General features: G+C 59.7%; 21 protein-coding genes. 10 read left to right on the top strand and 11 right to left on the bottom strand.

What is annotated here, in order from left to right; all coding sequences use genetic code 11:
- The first annotated feature begins 8 nt into the window (after positions 1–8).
- On the top strand, positions 9–356 hold the full coding sequence (locus ACUTSC_RS03800) for a Grx4 family monothiol glutaredoxin (protein WP_004931329.1): 348 nt from the start codon (positions 9–11) through the stop codon (positions 354–356).
- Between the two features lie 68 nt (positions 357–424).
- Here ACUTSC_RS03800 and rnt read toward each other — a convergent pair whose 3' ends face one another.
- The 6 genes from rnt to ACUTSC_RS03770 form a co-directional block, all read right to left on the bottom strand.
- On the bottom strand, positions 425–1,108 hold the full coding sequence (gene rnt / locus ACUTSC_RS03795) for a ribonuclease T (protein WP_197767745.1): 684 nt from the start codon (positions 1,106–1,108) through the stop codon (positions 425–427).
- Between the two features lie 78 nt (positions 1,109–1,186).
- Complete coding sequence (gene gloA, locus ACUTSC_RS03790; protein ID WP_004931325.1) at positions 1,187–1,594, bottom strand: lactoylglutathione lyase; 408 nt, start codon at positions 1,592–1,594, stop codon at positions 1,187–1,189.
- Positions 1,595–1,931: 337 nt separating this feature from the next.
- Complete coding sequence (locus ACUTSC_RS03785; protein WP_060432117.1) at positions 1,932–3,035, bottom strand: alkene reductase; 1,104 nt, start codon at positions 3,033–3,035, stop codon at positions 1,932–1,934.
- Between the two features lie 90 nt (positions 3,036–3,125).
- A complete protein-coding gene (locus ACUTSC_RS03780) occupies positions 3,126–3,746 on the bottom strand; it encodes a TetR/AcrR family transcriptional regulator (RefSeq protein WP_416384712.1) in 621 nt (206 codons plus the stop codon).
- A 103-nt stretch (positions 3,747–3,849) separates the two neighbouring features.
- Positions 3,850–5,487 (bottom strand): phosphoethanolamine transferase EptA, encoded by a 1,638-nt coding sequence (gene eptA / locus ACUTSC_RS03775; protein ID WP_197772993.1) that lies wholly within the window; start codon positions 5,485–5,487, stop codon positions 3,850–3,852.
- Positions 5,488–5,625: 138 nt separating this feature from the next.
- The gene (locus ACUTSC_RS03770) at positions 5,626–6,267 is read right to left on the bottom strand and encodes an NAD(P)-dependent oxidoreductase (protein WP_445653099.1); all 642 of its coding nucleotides are present in this window, start codon (positions 6,265–6,267) and stop codon (positions 5,626–5,628) included.
- Positions 6,268–6,407: 140 nt separating this feature from the next.
- On the opposite strand from ACUTSC_RS03770, the gene ACUTSC_RS03765 reads away from it, so the two are divergent.
- The 3 genes from ACUTSC_RS03765 (at position 6,408) to ACUTSC_RS03755 (ending at position 8,594) form a co-directional block, all read left to right on the top strand.
- On the top strand, positions 6,408–7,337 hold the full coding sequence (locus ACUTSC_RS03765) for a LysR substrate-binding domain-containing protein (protein WP_194572094.1): 930 nt from the start codon (positions 6,408–6,410) through the stop codon (positions 7,335–7,337).
- Positions 7,338–7,358: 21 nt separating this feature from the next.
- Positions 7,359–7,598, top strand: a complete 240-nt coding sequence (locus ACUTSC_RS03760; RefSeq protein WP_019455980.1) for a DUF1289 domain-containing protein — start codon at positions 7,359–7,361, stop codon at positions 7,596–7,598.
- A 99-nt stretch (positions 7,599–7,697) separates the two neighbouring features.
- The gene (locus ACUTSC_RS03755; RefSeq protein ID WP_038874812.1) at positions 7,698–8,594 is read left to right on the top strand and encodes an aldo/keto reductase; all 897 of its coding nucleotides are present in this window, start codon (positions 7,698–7,700) and stop codon (positions 8,592–8,594) included.
- Positions 8,595–8,655: 61 nt separating this feature from the next.
- On the opposite strand, the gene ACUTSC_RS03750 is transcribed toward ACUTSC_RS03755, so the two are convergent.
- A complete protein-coding gene (locus tag ACUTSC_RS03750; RefSeq protein ID WP_445653098.1) occupies positions 8,656–10,500 on the bottom strand; it encodes a polyurethane esterase in 1,845 nt (614 codons plus the stop codon).
- Positions 10,501–10,741: 241 nt separating this feature from the next.
- On the opposite strand from ACUTSC_RS03750, the gene sodC reads away from it, so the two are divergent.
- A complete protein-coding gene (sodC, locus tag ACUTSC_RS03745) occupies positions 10,742–11,263 on the top strand; it encodes a superoxide dismutase family protein (RefSeq protein WP_197767750.1) in 522 nt (173 codons plus the stop codon).
- Here sodC and ACUTSC_RS03740 read toward each other — a convergent pair whose 3' ends face one another.
- From ACUTSC_RS03740 to ACUTSC_RS03730, 3 genes are read right to left on the bottom strand one after another with little or no spacing between them, the layout of a single operon-like run.
- Positions 11,264–13,294, bottom strand: a complete 2,031-nt coding sequence (locus ACUTSC_RS03740; RefSeq protein WP_445653097.1) for an FUSC family protein — start codon at positions 13,292–13,294, stop codon at positions 11,264–11,266.
- A 3-nt stretch (positions 13,295–13,297) separates the two neighbouring features.
- Positions 13,298–14,161 (bottom strand): efflux RND transporter periplasmic adaptor subunit, encoded by an 864-nt coding sequence (locus ACUTSC_RS03735; RefSeq protein WP_025159707.1) that lies wholly within the window; start codon positions 14,159–14,161, stop codon positions 13,298–13,300.
- Positions 14,162–14,164: 3 nt separating this feature from the next.
- The gene (locus tag ACUTSC_RS03730; RefSeq protein ID WP_074181202.1) at positions 14,165–14,401 is read right to left on the bottom strand and encodes a DUF1656 domain-containing protein; all 237 of its coding nucleotides are present in this window, start codon (positions 14,399–14,401) and stop codon (positions 14,165–14,167) included.
- A gap of 180 nt (positions 14,402–14,581) precedes the next feature.
- Between ACUTSC_RS03730 and slyA the strand changes: the two genes are divergently transcribed.
- Positions 14,582–15,013 (top strand): transcriptional regulator SlyA, encoded by a 432-nt coding sequence (gene slyA, locus ACUTSC_RS03725; protein WP_038874827.1) that lies wholly within the window; start codon positions 14,582–14,584, stop codon positions 15,011–15,013.
- Positions 15,014–15,106: 93 nt separating this feature from the next.
- On the opposite strand, the gene ACUTSC_RS03720 is transcribed toward slyA, so the two are convergent.
- Positions 15,107–15,571, bottom strand: a complete 465-nt coding sequence (locus tag ACUTSC_RS03720; protein ID WP_025159710.1) for an outer membrane lipoprotein — start codon at positions 15,569–15,571, stop codon at positions 15,107–15,109.
- A 362-nt stretch (positions 15,572–15,933) separates the two neighbouring features.
- On the opposite strand from ACUTSC_RS03720, the gene anmK reads away from it, so the two are divergent.
- The 4 genes from anmK (at position 15,934) to tyrS (ending at position 19,559) form a co-directional block, all read left to right on the top strand.
- Positions 15,934–17,055, top strand: a complete 1,122-nt coding sequence (anmK, locus tag ACUTSC_RS03715) for an anhydro-N-acetylmuramic acid kinase (RefSeq protein WP_197767753.1) — start codon at positions 15,934–15,936, stop codon at positions 17,053–17,055.
- 45 nt (positions 17,056–17,100) lie between these two features.
- Entirely contained in the window at positions 17,101–17,403 is a 303-nt protein-coding gene (locus tag ACUTSC_RS03710; RefSeq protein WP_004931294.1) for an MliC family protein, read from the top strand.
- Between the two features lie 88 nt (positions 17,404–17,491).
- Positions 17,492–18,145, top strand: coding sequence for a pyridoxamine 5'-phosphate oxidase (gene pdxH, locus ACUTSC_RS03705; RefSeq protein WP_049201958.1), 654 nt, complete (start codon positions 17,492–17,494; stop codon positions 18,143–18,145).
- Positions 18,146–18,284: 139 nt separating this feature from the next.
- On the top strand, positions 18,285–19,559 hold the full coding sequence (gene tyrS / locus ACUTSC_RS03700) for a tyrosine--tRNA ligase (RefSeq protein ID WP_197767754.1): 1,275 nt from the start codon (positions 18,285–18,287) through the stop codon (positions 19,557–19,559).
- The last annotated feature ends 28 nt before the right edge of the window (positions 19,560–19,587 follow it).

Below are 19,587 nucleotides of genomic sequence, written 5' to 3'. Positions count from 1 at the left end.
AGCAATAAATGACGACGACACTTGAAAAAATTCAGCATCAGATCGCTGAAAACCCGATTCTGCTGTACATGAAAGGTTCGCCAAAGCTGCCGAGCTGCGGCTTCTCCGCACAGGCTGTGCAAGCGCTGTCCGCCTGCGGCGAACGTTTCGCCTACGTGGACATTCTGCAAAACCCGGACATTCGCGCCGAGCTGCCAAAATACGCCAACTGGCCGACGTTCCCGCAGCTGTGGGTAGACGGTGAGCTGGTCGGCGGTTGCGATATCATCATCGAGATGTATCAGCGCGGCGAACTGCAGCAGCTGATCAAAGAAACGGCAGAAAAGTATAAAGCGCAGGAAGACCAGCAGTCTTAATCGGCAGGCTTGCGGTTATCGCGTAACGGGCGGCGCCAGTGCAAACTGGGCCGCCTTTTTTGTTGGGCTTACTCGGCGAGATCGCCGACCGGCAGCGGCCAGCCGCCGAGACGTTTCCAGCGGTTAACCAGCTCGCAAAACAGCAGGGCAGTTTGCTCGGTGTCGTACAGCGCAGAGTGCGCCTGGCTGCTGTCGAACGGCATACCGGCGGCGATACAGGCTTTCGCCAACACCGTTTGGCCCAGTACCAGGCCGCTGAGCGCAGCGGTGTCGAAGGTGGCGAACGGATGGAACGGGTTGCGCTTCAGGCCGGCGCGTTCTGCTGCGGCCATCAGGAAGCTGTGATCGAAGTTGGCGTTGTGCGCCACGATAATGGCCCGGTTGCAACCGCGATCCTTGAGCCCTTTGCGCACCGCTTTGAAAATGGCGTGCAGCGCGTCATATTCGCTGACCGCGCCGCGCAGCGGATTGTGCGGATCGATGCCGTTAAACGCCAGCGCTTCCGGCTGCAGGTTGGCGCCCTCGAAAGGCTCCACGTGGAAGTGCAGGGTCTCGTCCCGCTGCAGCCAGCCATCTTCATCCATTTTCAGCGTGACGGCGGCGATCTCCAGCAACGCATCGGTATTGGCGTTGAAGCCGGCGGTTTCAACATCTATTACTACGGGATAAAACCCACGAAAACGACCACTCAGGGCGTTAAGATCACTTTTTTCGGCCATCAGTTTCTTATCTTCATCGAATGCAGCGCGCATTATGGCAAATTTTGCGCCCGGTTGCAGGCGCTATCGCGCGGAGAATCAGCAGGGCGCAGCGCGCCCTGAAGGGGAGGCTTAGTGGCCGAGGCCCTGACCGGCGTGTTTGTTTTCGATCAGCTCGATTTTGTAGCCGTCCGGATCTTCGACGAAGGCGATGACCGTGGTGCCGCCTTTCACCGGGCCGGCTTCGCGGGTGACCTTGCCGCCTGCGCGGCGGATGCTGTCGCAGGTGGCGGCAACGTCGTCCACGCCCAGCGCCAGGTGGCCGAAGGCGGTGCCCATGTCGTAGCTGTCGGTGCCCCAGTTATAGGTCAGTTCGATAACCGCGCCTTCGCTCTCTTCCGTATAGCCGACGAAAGCCAGCGAATATTTGTACTCTGGGTTTTCGCTGGTGCGCAGCAGGCGCATGCCTAATACCTTGGTGTAGAAGTCGATGGCGCGTTGCAGGTCACCGACGCGGATCATGGTATGGAGTAAGCGCATAATTCCTCTGAATTGACAGTGCCGTGGCAGACGGCGGGTGGATTGAAGCACAAGCGAGTATAGCCTTGTCCCGCAAGGGAATTCAACGTAACGAATGAGTGACAATGTCACTTATGGGGCTCGCGACGGTGATGTCTAAATATTGATCGAGCGTACCGATCGATACAGAGTAATTGATCTGCACAATCAATTATCTATTTCGACGGCAAGCGTGTAAAAATTGAACGGCAGTAGAGCACAACACCAGGGAACACCGGCCCGCCCCGTGCGGGCTTTTTTGCGTGCGGCGCATAAAAAAACGGCCATGCGGTTGTGTGGCCGTTGGGGTCAGGACAGGTTACTTCGCCAGAAACGGATAGTCGGTATAGCCTTCGGCGCCGCCGCCGTAGAAGCTTTCCGGCTTAGGCTCGTTCAGCGGCGCATGCTGGCGGAAGCGCTCGACCAGATCCGGGTTGGCGATGTAGCTGCGGCCGAAGGCCACCGCGTCGATGAAGCCTTTTTCGATCAACGCTTCGGCTTTTTCGGCGGTGTAGGCGCCGGCGCCGACGATCACCCCTTTAAAGTGGGCGCGCACCGAGTCGCGGAAGGCGTCGGAATACGGTTTGCCGCCGGCCCAGTCCGGTTCGGAGATGTGCAGGTAGGCGATGTTGCGCTTATTCAGCTCTTCCACCAGATACAGCGCCGCGTCTTCCTGATCTTCACCGTTGTCCAGCCCATTGAACGGCCCCAGCGGTGAGATACGAATACCGATGTGCTCGGAACCCCATTCGGCGACCGCCGCGTCGACCACTTCCAGCGTCAGGCGAGTGCGATTCTCGATGCTGCCGCCGTATTGATCGGTACGTTGGTTGGAAGCGGGTGACATGAACTGGTGCAGCAGATAGCCGTGGGCCGCATGCAGTTCGATGAAGTCGAAGCCGGCTTCCCGCGCGTTGGCGGTCGCCTGGCGGAAATCGTTGACGATGCCCGGGATCTCGCTGGTTTCCAGCGCACGCGGCGTGGAGGTCGGTACGCGCACCCAGGCGCCGGTTTCATCACGCACGGTGGTGCGGGTTTCGGCGTTGATTGCCGAAGGCGCGACCGGCGCTTGCCCGCCCGGCTGCAGGCTGGCGTGGGAGATGCGGCCTACGTGCCACAGCTGTACGGCGATATGGCCGTTTTTATCATGCACTGCCTGCGTGATGTTTTTCCATGCGGCGATCTGCTCCGGGGTATGCAACCCCGGTGCGCCGGCGTAGCCTTTCGCCTGGAAGGAAACCTGGGTCGCTTCGGTCACGATCAGGCCGGCGCCGGCGCGCTGTGCGTAATATTCCGCCATCAGCGGCGTAGGAATGTCGCCCGGCTCGATGCTGCGCAGACGCGTCAGTGGAGCCATAAACACGCGGTTGGGCAGGGTGATGGCGCCAACCTTCAGCGGAGAGAGCAATTTTTCAGTCTTCATAGTGCATCCTGTATTTAATAGACCGGTCGTCTAGTAATGGGCGATAAAAAACCACGAACTGCATTTTTCAATAAAAAGAAATTGTTACCGTTACGGTTGCGGCGGGCGCAGCAGCAACTCGATGCTTTCCAGCGCGCTGGTCAACGGCGCCAGCGAGTGGCGGATCTTGGCGCGCAGCGAAGCGCCGAGCCACAGTGAGTACAGCGTCTCTGCGGTCGCTGCCGGGCTCATGGCCACCGACAGCGAGCCCTCGGCGATACCGCGCTCGATGGCCTCCTGCAGGTGGCCGATCACGCGAGCGGTGCCCGTTTCCAGCGCATGGCGCATCGGTTCAGACAGATCGCTCACCTCGGCGGAAAGCTTCACCGCCAGGCAGGCGTTGTGGCATTCGCTGCGGCAGTGGTAGCTGATGGCCTGAGCGTAATAGCCGAGCAGCTGGTGGCGGGCATCGCCGCGTCTGTCGGCAAACAGCGCCTGCATTTCTGCATCATAATGGGCGAAATAGCGTTGCAGCATCGCTTCGCCGAAGGCTTCCTTCGAGCGAAAATAGTGGTAGAACGAGCCTTTCGGCACGCCCGCAGTGGCCAGCAGTTCGCTCAGCCCCATGCCGGTAAAGCCCAGGCGCAGGCTGAGGGTTTCGCCGGTGGCGAGCAGATGTTCACGTGTGTCCACGTTGCAATGCGTTGATTTGGTCATCATGGTGCCGAGCATAATAGACCGATTGGTCTAGGTCAATGGGAATAAAAAAACCGGCGCACAAAACGCCGGTGGTCTGCAAACTATTGTGCCCCAGCGGCACGCGGAAGTTAAGCGCTTACGCCGCGTTGCGGCAACGCTGCAGGATATCCAGCTGGGATTGATATTCGCGGCTCTGCACGTTCAGCATACCCAGCAGGGTATGGAACAGGTTGTCCTGCGACACGTCGTCCTTTTCTGCCAGCGCGTTCAGGCACTGGCGATCGACGCCGAAGTTGCGCTGATAGTCGGCCGACATCCACATCAGGAAAGGCACGTGCGTTTGTTGGCTCGGCGCGAAGACATAAGGCGTGCCGTGCAGATACATGCCGTTTTCCCCCAGCGATTCGCCGTGATCGGACAAATAGACCAGCGCGGTATTGAACCGGTCGTCATACTGCCGCAGCAGCTTGATGGTGGCATCGAGCATCGCGTCGGTATACAGGATGGAGTTGTCATAGGTGTTCACCAGCTGTTCATGGCTGCAATCCTGGATCTGATTGCTGTTGCAGGTCGGCGTAAACGCCTGGAACGCCGGGGTGCTGCGGCGGTAGTAAGCCGGACCGTGGCTACCCATCTGGTGCAGCACGATCACGCCGTCGTCTTTCAGACTATTGATATAGTCGTTCAGCTTGTACAGCAGCACGTTGTCCATGCAAACCTCGCCGTCACAGTCCTGCGGCAGTTTCAGCTTGGTCATATCGATGTGCGGTACCCGGTCGCAGGCGCCTTTGCAGCCGCCGTCGTTATCGCGCCACAGCACGCTGACGCCGGCATGCGCCAGCACGTCGAGCATGCCTTCCTGATGCGTTGCCTGAGTCGCGTCGTATTCCTTGCGCGGCATGTTGGAGAACATGCAGGGCACGGAGATCGCCGTTTCGGTGCCGCAGGAGCTGGCGTTCTTGAAGTAGACCACGTCATCCTGCTTCAGGCGCGGGTTGGTTTCGCGTTCATAGCCCCCGAGGGAGAAGTTTTCGGCGCGGGCGGTTTCTCCCACCACCAGGATCACCAGCGTTTTCTTGACCTGCCCGGCGATCAGCGGCCCTTTGCGCGCGTCTTCACCGATTTTTACCAACGGCAGATTGCGGGTGAAATAACGCTGTTCGGTAAACTTGATGGTGCCGGCCACGAAGTTGGAAGGCGTCAACATCTTCACCACGCTTTTATTGTTGCGGATCAGCGAAGCGTAGTCTTTGTAAAACAACGCGGCGACGATCAGGATCACCACCAACGACAGCATGACGTTGGCGGCGCGCAGCCCGACCATGTACCACCAGGGGCGAGTCTGGCGAATTTGGGTGAAGCAGACCGCCACCGCTGGCAGAATGCCAAGCAGTGCCAGCCATAATCCCATACGCGGCGTCAGCAGCGCCGTCGCCTCCTGAGGATTGGTCTCGAAGGCGTTTTGCATCATGTTGCCGTCGATCACTACACCATAGCTGAACATGAAATAGTTGGCTGCGGCGCTGCCGAGCAAGAAAAAGATGATCAGCGGCTTGCGCAGGTAGGGCACAGTCAACACGCTGAAGATGATATTCAGCGCACAGAAGATCACCACCGGCATGCTGGCGGCGAAAATCACGCTGTGGACGCTATCGAAGGTGATATACGACCAGGCGCGATGCAGGAATAACGCGTTCTGAAACAGAGTGAAGAACAGGGCGGTGGCGAGGGTAAAACCGAGGCTGTTGCACTGTAAGCGTTGACGTAACCACATTGCCAAATCGGGATCCTGAAAGTAGATAATGCCTTGAAATCTACCGGATGAAACTTAAGAAAACCTTAGAAATTCAGAATACTGGCGGCGGAGAATACGCGAAAACCGCCAGGCCGGGCGGCCTGGCGGTGGGACGGTTTAGTAGGCAGCGGTGAATTGCGCGCGAATAAATTGAGGTTTTTCAATCTCATCAACGATGGCGACCGCCAGGTCTTCCACCGAAATGCTGGCCGGCGCTTCGCCGTTCATCAGCAGTTGTGTGGTGCCGAGGCGGAACTGGCCGGTGCGTTTGCCCGGCTCCAGCAGGGCAGCCGGCGAGAGATAGGTCCAGTCGAGCGCCGATTCGTTGCGCAGTGTGTTGCGCAGATCGCGCACCGCCTGCGCGCCGGGGCGGATATTGTCCGGGAACTGCGGCGTATCCACCAGTTCAACGCCCGGCGCTACTTCCAGGCTGCCGGCGCCGCCGACCACCAGCAGGCGCTTGACGCCGGCCTGTTCGACCGCGGTGAGGATCTGTTGGGCGCCGCGGGTGGTTTTCTCATACAGGTTGTCTTCGCCCCAGCCGGGGTTGTAGGCGCTGATCACCGCATCCTGACCGCGCAATTGCCCCGCCAGCCAGGCGGTATCGGCAACGTCGCCCAGTGCGACGGTCAGATTGGCGTGCTCCGGCAACTCTTTTTTCTGGCGGGCGATCGCCGTCACCTGAATGCCGCGAGCCAGCGCTTCATCCACCACGCGGCGGCCAACAAAACCGGTTGCTCCAATAATGGCTACTTTCATCTGTATGCTCCTTCGGGGGATAGGTTCAGTATCGTGAGGCAGGCCGATGTGCCTGCTGCGTGGTATCTACTTTAGTCCTTAACAATAGCCGTGATTAGTGCCATATTCATGCTTTCTTGATTAAGTAAAACTTCATAATCATGGATAAACTCAATCGAATGGCGGTGTTCGCCACCGTGGTGGCGGAGGGATCGCTGGCCGGCGCGGCGCGGCGGCTGGGCATGACGCCGTCGGCGGTCAGCCAGCACATGCGTTCGCTGGAGAAGGCGCTCGGGGTGCCGCTGCTGCACCGTTCCACCCGCCGTCTGGCGCTGACCGAGGCCGGAGCGGCGTTCTATCCCGGCTGTGAGGCGATGCTGCAGCAGGCGCAGCAGGCGGAGCAGCGGCTGGCGGAGCTGCGGGATACGCTGGTGGGCGAGCTGCGCATCGCCACCCCGGTCGGCATCGGCGGCCGATCGCTGGCGGAGGCGTTGGCGCCGCTGTTGCAGGCGCACCCCAAGCTGACGCTGCGGGTGCTGGCGGACGATCGCATCGTCGATATGATAGAGCAGCGGGTCGACATCGCGCTGCGGGCCAACCGTCAACTGGCGGACGCCAATATGATCGCGCATCCGCTGACGGCGTGGCCGATGGTGCTGTGCGCCGCGCCGCGTTATCTCAGCCAGCATGGGGTGCCGGAAAAACCGCAGGATTTGGTGCAGCACCGCTGGATCTCCAGCGGCTACAGCGGGGCGCATCTGGATCTGCTGCACCAGTCCGGCCAGCAGGTTAAGCTGCGGCTGGCGGAAGGGCAGATCGTCAGCGAGAGCATGAATGTGATGCGCGCCTTTACCCGCGCCGGGCTGGGCATTTCCATTCAGCCACTGTATGAAATTGGCGACGAGCTTCAGCGCGGTGAGCTGTTGCTGCTGTTGCCGGAGTGGCGGCCGGCACCGCTGCGGCTGCACGCGCTGACGCTCGAGCGCAACGTGCCGGAGAAAAGCCGCCAGGCGCTGCGTTATTTGCGCGACTATTTTCGCCGCAATGGCGAAAAGGGACTTGCCAGCGGCGGCGATGGCGTCTTCAATTAGCAAGAGAAAGCAGGAGGCCCCGTGGCGCAGCAGCTTGAATTTTTCGACATCCCCAGCCCGTGTCGCGGCATTTGTCAGGCCGACGACCGCGGATTCTGCCGTGGCTGCCTGCGCAGCCGCGAGGAGCGCTTCGGCTGGATGAGCATGAGCGACGCGCAGAAGCGCGAGGTGCTGCGCCTGTGCCGTCAACGCTTCCTGCGCCTGCAACGCGCCAATAAAGCGCCCGACGAGCCGCTGCCGGAACAGCCGTCGCTGTTTTAACCTTTCCTGATCTGCCGCACGTTCGTGTGGCTTACCGCTTCCCTGTGCCTCACCGGCTTGTGTATGCTGGCTGACAACTAATGTCATGAGGTTTTCGCAATGGTAGAACGTATACGTCTCGCGCCGCAGGGGCCTGAATTTTCCCGCATGATTTGCGGTTACTGGCGGTTGATGGAATGGGGCATGTCGCCGCAGCAGCTGCTGACGTTCATCGAACAGCATGTTGAACTGGGCGTCACCACCGCCGACCACGCGGATATCTACGGTGGCTATGCCTGCGAACAGGCGTTCGGCGACGCGCTGCGCCTGAAGCCGGCGCTGCGCCAGTCGCTGGAGCTGGTGACCAAGTGCGGCATCGCCACCACCGCCAAGCCCGGCAACCCGATCGGCCATTACATCACCGACCGCGACCATATCGTACAGAGCGCGGAACAATCGCTGCGCCATCTGCATACCGACTACCTCGATCTGCTGCTGATCCACCGGCCGGATCCGTTGATGGATGCCGACGACGTGGCCGAAGCCTTCGTCGCGCTGCATAAAAGCGGCAAGGTGCGACATTTCGGCGTTTCCAACTTTACGCCCGCGCAGTTCCAGCTATTGCAGTCGCGCCTGCCGTTCACGCTGGCGACCAACCAGGTGGAGATCTCGCCGATTCACCAGCCGGCCATTCTCGACGGCACGCTCGACCAGTGCCAGCAACTGCGCATCAAGCCGATGGCCTGGTCCTGCCTGGGGGGCGGGCGCCTATTCAACGACGCCGAGTTCCAGCCGCTGCGCGACGAGCTGCAGCGGGTGGCGCAAGAGATCGGCGCCGACACCATCGAGCAGGTGGTGTACGCCTGGGTGATGCGCCTGCCGTCGTCGCCGCTGCCGATTATCGGCTCCGGCAAGATTGAGCGGGTGCGCTCGGCGCTGAAGGCGCAGAAGCTGGTACTGAACCGCCAGCAGTGGTTCCGCATTCGCAAGGCGGCGCTGGGGTATGACGTGCCTTAAGGCGGAGCAAAAAAGAGGAAAGCCGGGCGGCGAAAGCGCCCGGCTTTTTTTACGCCGATCCTTAGGCTAACACCACCTGATCGGTGTTGAAGTGATCGAGCGAGACGCCGATCAGCGTGACCTGGCTGTGGCCGAAGGCCAGCACCAGATCGTCGTTTTGCTGCGTGGCGTACTCGCGGATATTTCCGCTGGCGCCTTCGGTGCCGATAAACACCAGTTTATCGGTGGCGTTGAAGCCATACAGCTGATCGCGGCCAAAATTGCCGCTGAACAGGAAGGTATTGCCGTTGCCGACGCCCTTCAGGATGTCATCGCCGCTGCCGCCGACAAAGGTCAGGTTGCCGCCGGCATGGCCGATCAGCGTGTCGTTGCCGGCGTTGCCGAACAGCCAGGCGTCGTGGCTGCGAGCCTGCAGGACGTCATCGCCGTCGCCGCCGGTGGTGGCAGCGGCATAGGCTTTGAGGCCCGAATCCGATTTTAATCCGGCCGCGGTCACCTGATGATCCACCTCTTTGTTGAAAATCAACCAGGAGGTTTCTTTGCTGCGCAGGGTGCTGATGTCGTCCGCCAGCGTAATGCCGCCTTTGGCGTCGCGCAGGTAAAGCGTATTGCCATCGTAGGCGACCTCGGTGTTCTTCAGCGCCTGTTGGGTATCGAAGGTATTGTGGCCTTTGCCGCCGGCGATCAGGTTGTAGCCGCCGGCATCGCGGAAGATATCGTCGCCGTCGCGGCCCTCGAGATAATCGTTGCCTTTGCCGCCCTTGATCAAATCATTGCCGTCACTGCCGATGATAAACGTCGGCCCGCTGTGCGTCTCCGCGTTGCGGTTCAGGTCTTCCACCCAGGTATTGCCGCGCGTCACGTTCGACAGGTTGGAGACAATGATGGTCGAGTCCTTGTCGGTCAGCGAATAAAACTCGGAGTTCAGCACCCGCATCAGCCCGTCCTGATAGAAGAACGGCAGGTGCGACAGCCAGGTCGGAATGTTGAGAATGGAAAACGGCAGCAGGTTCCAGGCGTCCGACGCGTAATGGTCGTTGAAGTTGACGATATTGTTGGTGGCGGAGGCGTGCGGCGCATCGTGGACGCCCAGTGACGGCAGGGTTAGCGAGGTGCCATCGAGCGCACGAAACACCGGATCGTTTTCGTAGCCGATGTTGATCACCTTGCCGCCGGCTTCGTACTGGGTCGGCGAGGCGAAGGCAACATAGTTGGACTGAGCGTAGAAGCCGCCCCAGTTGGCGTCGCTCTGCGCCGCCATGCTGTTGACCGCCAGCCCGCCGAGGCTGTGGCCGCTGACCACCACGTCCTCGCCGCTCAGCCCGTGCGCCTGCGCGAACTTCGCCACGTCGCCCAGCAGATTGCCGAAGGCGTTCAGCGCGTAGCCGTCAGCGTAGCCTTTCGGCCCGAAACCGGCCAGCAGATCGTTAATCACATCGCCGATGGTATCGCCGATCAGCGACTCGCGTGGGCCGCTGGTACCGCGAAATGAGATGCCAATGGCGGTGAGATTGCCTTCGCTGTCATATTTGCCCAGCACCTCGGCCTGAGCGGTGGTGTAACCGGCGGTCTCGCCGTAGTAGGTGCCGCGTGCATCGGTTCTGCCGGCGTAACCCAGCTGCGCGGCGCTGATGACCGACCAGCCGGCATTGTTCACCGCCTCCTGCGCGGCCTGTTCGGAATCGGGGTTCCAGGGAAGGCCGGGCAGGCCGCCCTGCGATTGGGTGCTGCCGATGAGCGCGGTGATCAGCGTCAGCGGCAGGCCCAGCCCGAAACCGGTCTGGTGGTAGCCTTCGTCGAAGCCGTTATCGATATTGTGGTAAGCGTAGGTAGAGATGGCCAAGGCGTCGGAAAACAGCGCTTTCGACGCGTTTTCGTCCAAATCCTTATAGCTAAAGATGCCCATATCAGTTCCTTATGAATTATGCCGCCTGGCCGGGGAGTGAACTCTCATGCGTCGGCGGTGGAAACAGGGAAACAACGTTAGCCGAACGACAGCTGGTCAGAGGACCAACATCGGTAGAAATAGTATTAGCCCTAAATATTAGGTGTGCGAATCAAATTGGCGAGATTGTGCGTTGGTTAACAGTGCCTGCGCCGGCTCTCCTATACTGAAAGCTCAGCAGAGACATTAAGGAGACTGATTGATGAAACGTTATTGGTATGCAGCACTTGGCCTGATGGCGTGTGGCGCGGCTCAGGCGGCGACAACCGACGTCGAGATGCACCTGGTGACCGGGCAGGGGATCGGTCAGGATATCGGCAAGGTGGTCATCAGCGAAACGCCGTACGGCTTGCTGTTCACGCCGAGCCTGAAAGCGTTGCCGGCCGGGGTACATGGCTTCCACGTGCATGAAAAAGGCAGCTGCGAGCCGGGGATGAAGGACGGCAAAGCGGTGGCGGCGCTGGCGGCCGGCGGGCATTTTGATCCGCAAAAGACCGGGAAGCACCTCGGGCCGTATGCCGACGGGCATCTGGGCGATTTACCGGCCCTCTCTGTGACCGCCGACGGCATGGCGAACTATCCGGTATTGGCGCCGCGGCTGAAAAAAATCAGTGAAATTGAGGGCAAGGCACTGATGGTGCACGCCGGCGGCGATAACCACTCGGATCACCCACTGCCGCTCGGCGGAGGCGGTGAGCGTTTCGCCTGCGGGGTGATCAAGTGATCACCCGCCGCTAACGGCCGGCGCGGTAGCGGGCTGGCCCATCGCCTGCTGCAACTGCTGCAGCGAGCAGTAGAGTCGCCAAATCAGACCGGCCAAATCGCGTGCCGCCTGTTCCGGGTGGTGCGCCAGCGCGTTGCTCATGCGCAGCAGCTCCTGCAGCGTGGCGTCCAGCGAACTGTGCTGCACGCCTTTCTCCGTCATGATGCCGCGCAGGCAGTGGATGCAGACGTCGCGCACCGCCGACAGCGGATCGGAACGGGTCTGCCAGTCGCGCAACTGCCAGACGATATGGCTGCAGTTGAGCAGCACCACGCCCCAGCGCAGCAGCCAGGTGCGAGCCTCCTGATCCTGACTCTGATTGAGCTGGCTGATGCGATGATAGATCAGCGATTCGAACTGGCTTTCGCTCTGCTGCGGTCGTTTGCTCAGTTGATCGATAAAATCGCGCCGCAGCGCGCGGATAATGCGGCGGCTTTTGCGCTTGTCCGAACTGGGGCGCAGGATCTGAAACGCCAACCCGGCCAGCAGTACGCCGACGATTTTACCGATGTTGTCATTGATGAAGGACTGGTAGTCATAGCTCGGCGGATTGCTGACGGTCAGGAACGATCCCATAAAGACGATCAGCTGCCCCCAGAGCGCGGCATAAGGTGGATTCTGCAGCTTGAGCATCTGCATGGTCACCAGGATCGGGAACAGGAAGGCGCAGAACACCCAGAAGTCGTCAATCTGGATCATCAAACCGAATTTCACCACAAAGCAGGCGACCGAGAGCAGCAGCACCGCCTTGAGCAAGGTGCTGACGCTGTTGATCGGCGAAGGCGTCGAGGAGTAGAGCACGCAGCTGATGGCGGTGAGCGTCAGCGCCGCGCTGCCGGCGTCCCACTGCGTGTTGATCCAGTAGGCGCAGCCGATCACGATGCATAAAAAGGTGCGCAGGCCGTTATAAGCGGCTTCGTAGCTGTCGGTATGGCGCGCCAGCGAGGTGACGCGCGGCGGCTGGAGATCGCTGACCGCCGTGGCGCTCTCCAACCGCTGCAGCCAGCGGTTGCAGCGCAGGTAAAGCCAACAGAAATCGCGCAGCCGCAGCCAGAAAGCGCGATGGCGGTAGTCCGCAGCATCTTGCGGCGCGATCTGCTGGAGCAGGCGCGCCAAACGGTATTTATCGGTGGCGGGATCGCGCAGCTCGTCCAGCAATTGTGTCAGCACCGGCATCAGATTGGCGGGGCGATCCGGCCAGTTCAGCAGCATGCGGCGCAGGCTGGAAATGACGCTGGTGATGCGCAGCTGCTGGTGCAGCAGGTAGTTGAGCAGGTTGTTTTGCCGCCGCAGCCGGTAGTGGCTCCAGAATGCCTGAATGCGCAGCAGGTTCATGGTCAGGATCTGGCCGATGACCCCCTCGTGCGAGGTGCGCATCTGTGCGGTGATCTCCGGCTGCCACAGCATGGCGGCGTGCTCCAGCAGGCGTAGCTGCATGCGCCGCAGCGAGGTCAGCAGCGCTTCGCCGTCCGAGGTGCTGGGCAGGATCATCATCATCAACCCGCCGCACAGAATACCGGTGATCACTTCGCAAACCCGCGCCTGCGCGATGTCGAAGATCTGCTGGGTATCGGTGACGTTGACCGTGCCGAAGGCGATGATGGCGGCGGTATAGCCCGCCAGCGCGAACGCGTAAGAAACGTTGTTTTGGTAATGGTTGGAGATATAGGTGCACAGCCCGATCCAGGCGGCGATGAACAGCGTAAACAGCCAGGGATCGTTCAGGCAGTGGCCGGCGATCGCCACCGACGCGGCGGCCCCCATCAGGCTGCCGAAGATGCGGCCGATGCTTTTGCTGATCACGCCGCCGACGGTGGGGAAACTCACCACCGCCGCGGAGGTGAGCGCCCAATAGGGTTCGTCGAGCTCGAGCACGAACGCCACCCACAGCGCGAGACACATCGCCAGCGAGTTGCGCAGCGCATAGCGCCATTGGCCGCCGGTCGCCTTACCCCAGGGGGTACGGCTCCATTCCAGAAAAGGCAGGTTCACACTTTAGTTCCGCTGATGAATCGAAATGGTGCAGGTGGTGCCGGCGACCAGCGTCAAATCGGCGGGCACGTTGAGCAATTTTATCCGTACCGGCACGCGCTGAGCCAAACGCACCCAAGGAACATTAGGCTTAACGTCCATTAATAGATCGTTGCTGCTGTCGACGCTCTGATCGTAAATGGCGCGGCCGATGCTCTCTACTTCCCCCTGCAGCGGCGTGTTGCCGTTATATAAAACGATGTCCGCTTTATTGCCTTCTTTTATATGCTTCAGCTTGGTTTCTTCGAAATAACCGAGCACATAAAACGAATGCACATCCACCAACGCCACCAGCGGCGTACCGGCGTTGGCGTAGTTTCCGACTCGCGCTTGCAGGTTGGTGATATAACCGTCGGTTGGCGCATAAATTTTGGTTTTGCTCAAATTCCATTTGGCCTGTTCCAGGTTGGCCTGGGCGGCTTTATAGGCGGCTTTCATTGCCTGAGCGGCTAAATTCGACTCGTCCAAATCTTCAGCGGAAATAACGTTACGTGGCAAACCGCGACGGCGGGCTGCCTCGTGGTCCGCTTTGGCCAGATCGGATTGCGCTTTTGCCACCGCGGCCTCGGCATTGTCCAGCGCAATCTGGTAGGGCACCGGGTCGAGGGTAAAAATCAGACTTCCCGCAGGTACGAACTGATTGTCATTCGCGCTTATTTTCTCTAATCTTCCAGAGACTTCAGGGGTGATATTGACGAGTTCGGCGCGCACTTTTCCATCACGGGTCCATGGGGATTGCATATAATAATTCCAGAGCCACCAACCGGCGCAGACGGCAATGGCGCAGACGATCACCGTTGAGAAGTATTTTAATGTTTTATGCTGCATGGGTTACCAACTCGCTAAAATCCATAAGGAACCGCTGACGGTCAGAACGAAAATGGACAGGTCCATCAACATGGGATGCCAGATTTCACCGGAATACATCCAGTCCCTCAGCACCTGATGAATCAGCAGCCATAAGACCAGTCCTAGTAAAAAAGCTTTAAATATAGGTGGAAAATAAAGCGATGCCCCCAGGACCAAATCGGGTAAGGGGGATGAGGTGTGTAACCATGATGTATTCACATTAACAATCCCTAAGGGTGAATATGTTGAATATTTGCATAACGATTAAACAATAGCGGCTAAAAATAGTGGCTATTTCCACAATATACATTATATACATTTGTGTTTTTAATGTGAGTTACCCAAAATAGTCTAAACTCTGGGAGGTAATGTTAGCATGCTAATTATAAGGAGGGGGAAGTGGAGTCAACATTAGGTTCAGATTTAGCACGATTAGTTCGTGTTTGGCGCGCGCTCATCGATCATCGGCTCAAGCCGTTGGAGCTGACCCAAACGCACTGGGTCACTTTGCACAATATCAATCGTTTGCCGCCGGAGCAGTCGCAAATCCAGCTGGCCAAAGCGATCGGTATCGAGCAGCCGTCACTGGTTCGTACGCTGGACCAACTGGAGGAGAAAGGGCTGATCACGCGTCACACCTGTGCCAACGATCGCCGCGCGAAGCGCATCAAGCTGACCGACGCGGCCGATCCGATCATCAGGGAAGTGGACAGTGTGATCACGTCGACACGCAGTGAGATTTTAAGCGGCATTACCGCCGACGAAGTGCATCTGTTGGTAGGGCTGATTGGCAAGTTAGAACAAAATATCACCGAACTGCAGAACAAATAATAATATTCTTATTTTTCTACGATTACAGTTTCACAGCATCAGAAATAAAACCGGAGGCGATTGCCTCCGGTTTGCCGTGTGCCGCCGACTGACTTACAGCGGAGAGACGGTGATGGTGTCGCCCATGCGCGCCATGCGCACGCGCTGGCCTGGGCTGAACTTGGTGTCGCCCGCTTTCTGTACCACCACGATGTTCTCTTTCTGGTCGGTTTTGATTTCCAGCTCGTAGCCTGAGGTACGGCCGGCCACTTCACCGATGCTGTTGCCCGCCGCGCCGCCGGCGATGGCGCCCGCTGCGGTAGCCAGCGTACGGCCGGTGCCGCCGCCTACGGTGTTGCCCAACAGGCCGCCAATCACCGCGCCGCCGATCATCCCCAAGGCGTTGGAGCCTTCGCCGCCCTGGATTTTAACCGGACGCACGGAAACCAGCGTCCCGTAGGTGACGTTCTGCACCTGCTTGGCCTGCGAGGACGAGTAGACATCGCCGGACATGGATTCATTGGCACAGCCGGCCAGCGTAACGGCGGCAACGGCAACGACGAGAAGACGCTTGATCATACAAAACTCCTGATGGTAGTAGTCCATAACCTGGCAATGCTCTCCAGGCAAGATTCAGTGAAAATGATAGACAAAGTATGGCTGAAAGTTGACACACCGCCATGCTCCATCGCTGCACGCAGCTTAACTTTTCTCTGTTCAACCAATAATAAACCGCGGTTTACCTTTATGACAGCCTTGGCGACATTCCGTTGCCTGTTATGGCACGGTTTAACACATAACATGTGCCACAGCGGCGCCGGGAGGTGGTGTTTGGCTCACGGCCTGTAAAAAAAGCATCATAATTCATGGCGTTAATCCGGCAATTCTGGTTTATTTGTCAGGATAAAATTTGCTTACCGCGCGGGTTAGAGGATGTTGCTATGAAGTCAGGCCGCTATATAGGCGTCATGTCCGGCACCAGTCTGGACGGAATCGATGTGGTATTGGCCGCGATCGACGATCGCATGGTGGCGCAGCAGGCCAGCTATAGCCATCCGATGCCGATGGCGCTGAAAAAAGAGATTCTGGGCATGTGCCAGGGGCAGCAGACCACGTTGGCGGCCGTCGGCCGGTTGGACGCTCAACTGGGCACGCTGTTCGGCGAGGCGGTGCTCGGCTTGCTGAAGCAAACCGGCATCGACGCCGAGCAGATCACCGCCATCGGTTGCCACGGCCAGACGGTGTGGCACGAACCGGAAGGCGACGCGCGTTTCTCGATGCAGCTCGGCGATAACAACCGCATCGCCGCGCTGACCAATATCACCACCGTCGGCGATTTCCGCCGGCGCGACATGGCCTACGGCGGGCAGGGCGCGCCGCTGGTGCCGGCGTTTCATCAGGCGCTGCTGGGGCATCCCGTCGAGCGGCGCATGGTGCTGAACGTCGGCGGCATCGCCAACCTTTCTCTGCTGTTGCCCGGTACGCCGGTGCGCGGTTTCGATACCGGGCCGGGCAACATGCTGATGGACGCCTGGGTGTGGCGCCACCGCGCGCAGCCTTACGATCAGGACGGTGACTGGGCCATGCAGGGGCGGGTTTGTTTACCGCTGTTGCAGCAGATGCTGGCGGATCCGTACTTCGCGCTGCCGGCGCCGAAAAGCACCGGCCGCGAGTATTTCAATATCGCCTGGCTGGAGCGGCAGTTGGCCGGATTGCCGGCGATGGCACCGGTCGACGTGCAGGCCACGCTCACGGAGCTGACCGCCGTCAGCATCAGCGAACAGGTGCTGCTGGCCGGTGGGTGCGAGCGTCTGTTGGTGTGCGGCGGCGGGGCGCGCAACACGCTGCTGATGGCGCGCCTGTCGGCGCTGCTGCCGGGTACGGAGGTTGGGCTGACCGACGATTTCGGCGTCAGCGGCGACGATATGGAAGCGCTGGCCTTCGCCTGGCTGGCGTTTCGCACGCTGTCCGGCCAGCCCGGCAACCTGCCTTCAGTGACCGGCGCCAGCCGTGAAACGGTGTTGGGTGGGATTTATCCGGTTTTGCCATTGGGGGCCCGTTAGCTCTGTTAGGATAGCCTGTGAAGGATTTTTCTAAGGAGCAACAGCATGAAAAAAGTCATTTTCGTCGCCGGCGCGCTGGCGCTGTCCGGCTGCAGCTACATCCTGCCGCAAAGCAGCCAGACGATGCACTACCAGTGCGGCACTACGCCGCTGACGGTGGCGCTCGATGGCAAGGCGAGCGAAGTCAGCCTGCTGATGGATGGCGAGCAGCTGCATCTCAAGCAGGTGCTGGCGCTGACCGGTGCCAAATACAGCGACGGCAAATACACTTTTTGGTCGAAAGACCGTAACGCCTATCTTGAGCGCAACGGCAAGGTAGTCATGAGCGACTGCGTGTTGACGGAGTGAAGGTCGGCGGCGGCGTCGGAGCGATTGAGTTCCTGACGCCGCAGGCGCAGAATGTAACGACGGATTTTTCAGTTGGTCGATAACCCAGATGATTGAAAAGAATGAGTTTGATGTTGCGGACCTGCGCCGTGAATACACCCGAGGCGGCCTGCGCCGCAACGATCTGACCGCCAATCCGCTCGAACTGTTCGAGCGTTGGTTGAAACAGGCCTGCGACGCGCGCCTGGCCGATCCCACCGCCATGTGCGTCGCGACCGTCGACGAACACGGCCAGCCTTATCAACGCATCGTGCTGCTGAAGCATTTCGATGAGCAGGGGCTGGTGTTCTACACCAACCTCGGCAGCCGCAAGGCGCAGCAGCTGGCGCACAACCCGCACATCAGCCTGCTGTTCCCCTGGCACATGCTCGATCGCCAGGTGATTTTCCTCGGCCAGGTGGAGCGTCTGTCGACCCTCGACGTGCTGAAGTATTTCAACAGTCGCCCGAAAGACAGCCAGATCGGCGCCTGGGTATCGCAGCAGTCGTCGCGCATTTCCGCGCGTGGCGTGCTGGAAAGCAAATTCCTCGAGCTGAAGCAGAAGTTCCAGCAGGGCGAGGTGCCGTTGCCGAGTTTCTGGGGCGGATTCCGCGTGAAATTCGACTCCGTCGAGTTCTGGCAGGGCGGCGCCCATCGCCTGCATGACCGTTTCCTGTATCAGCGGGACGGGAATGACTGGAAAATTGACCGACTGGCACCCTGAAGACGGAAAATCCCCTCTAAGCGCTGGTGCTGACGCCGCCGGCGCTTTATTCTATGCGCTACCCTGAATTTTTTATTTCGCCACTGGGCGAAAGGCCGTGTACCGGCAAAGGTGCATTCGTTTATACATGGAGTCATTGATGGCAAGCAGCAACTTGATTAAACAACTGCAAGAGCGGGGCCTCGTTGCCCAGGTTACGGATGAGGAAGCGTTAGCGGAGCGACTGGCGCAAGGGCCAATTGCACTGTATTGCGGTTTCGATCCGACCGCTGACAGCTTGCATTTGGGCCATCTGGTTCCTCTGTTGTGCCTGAAGCGCTTCCAACTGGCCGGCCACAAGCCGGTCGCGTTGGTGGGCGGCGCCACCGGCCTCATCGGCGATCCGAGCTTCAAAGCGGCGGAGCGCAAGCTGAACACCACCGATACGGTGAACGAGTGGGTCGAGAAGATCCGCAAGCAGGTTTCTCCGTTCCTCGATTTCGACTGCGGCAGCAACAGCGCCATCGCGGCCAACAACTACGACTGGTTCGGCGGCATGAACGTGCTGACCTTCCTGCGTGACATCGGCAAGCACTTCTCCGTCAACCAGATGATCAACAAGGAAGCGGTCAAGCAGCGCCTGAACCGCGACGACTCCGGTATCTCCTTCACCGAGTTCTCCTATAATCTGCTGCAGGGCTACGATTTCTCCGAGCTGTACAACCGCCACCAGGTGGAGCTGCAGATCGGCGGTTCCGATCAGTGGGGCAACATCACCTCGGGTATCGATCTGACGCGTCGTCAGCACCAGAAGCAGGTGTTCGGCCTGACCGTGCCGTTGATCACCAAAGCAGACGGCACCAAGTTCGGTAAAACCGAGGGCGGCGCGGTCTGGCTGGCGCCGGAAAAAACCAGCCCGTACAAGTTCTATCAGTTCTGGATCAACACCGCCGATGCCGACGTCTACCGCTTCCTGAAGTTCTTCACCTTCATGAGCCTGGAAGACATCAACGCGCTGGAGGAAGAAGACAAGAACAGCGGTAAGGCGCCACGCGCCCAGTACGTGCTGGCGGAAGAAGTGACCGGCATGGTGCACGGTGCGGAAGGCCTGGCGGCCGCCAAGCGCATCACCCAGAGCCTGTTCTCCGGTGCACTGCACGACATGACCGAAGCGGACTTCGCCCAGCTGGCGCAGGACGGCATGCCGACCATCAAACTGGACCACGACGCCGATCTGCAGCAGGCGCTGGTGAATGCCGAGCTGGTGCCGTCACGCGGCCAGGCGCGCACCATGATCGGTTCCAACGCGGTGACCATCAACGGCGAGAAGCAGTCCGATGCCGAATACCGCTTCAGCGATTCAGACCGTTTGTTCGGCCGCTACACGCTGCTGCGCCGCGGCAAGAAACATTATTGCCTGGTGGATTGGCAGTAAGCGTCAGTCAGCCTATATGACATGAAAA

Source organism: Serratia sp. TSA_105.2 (assembly GCF_052692115.1).
Note: the sequence above shows the minus strand (reverse complement) of the source record. Positions and strands in the feature narration are given on the sequence as shown.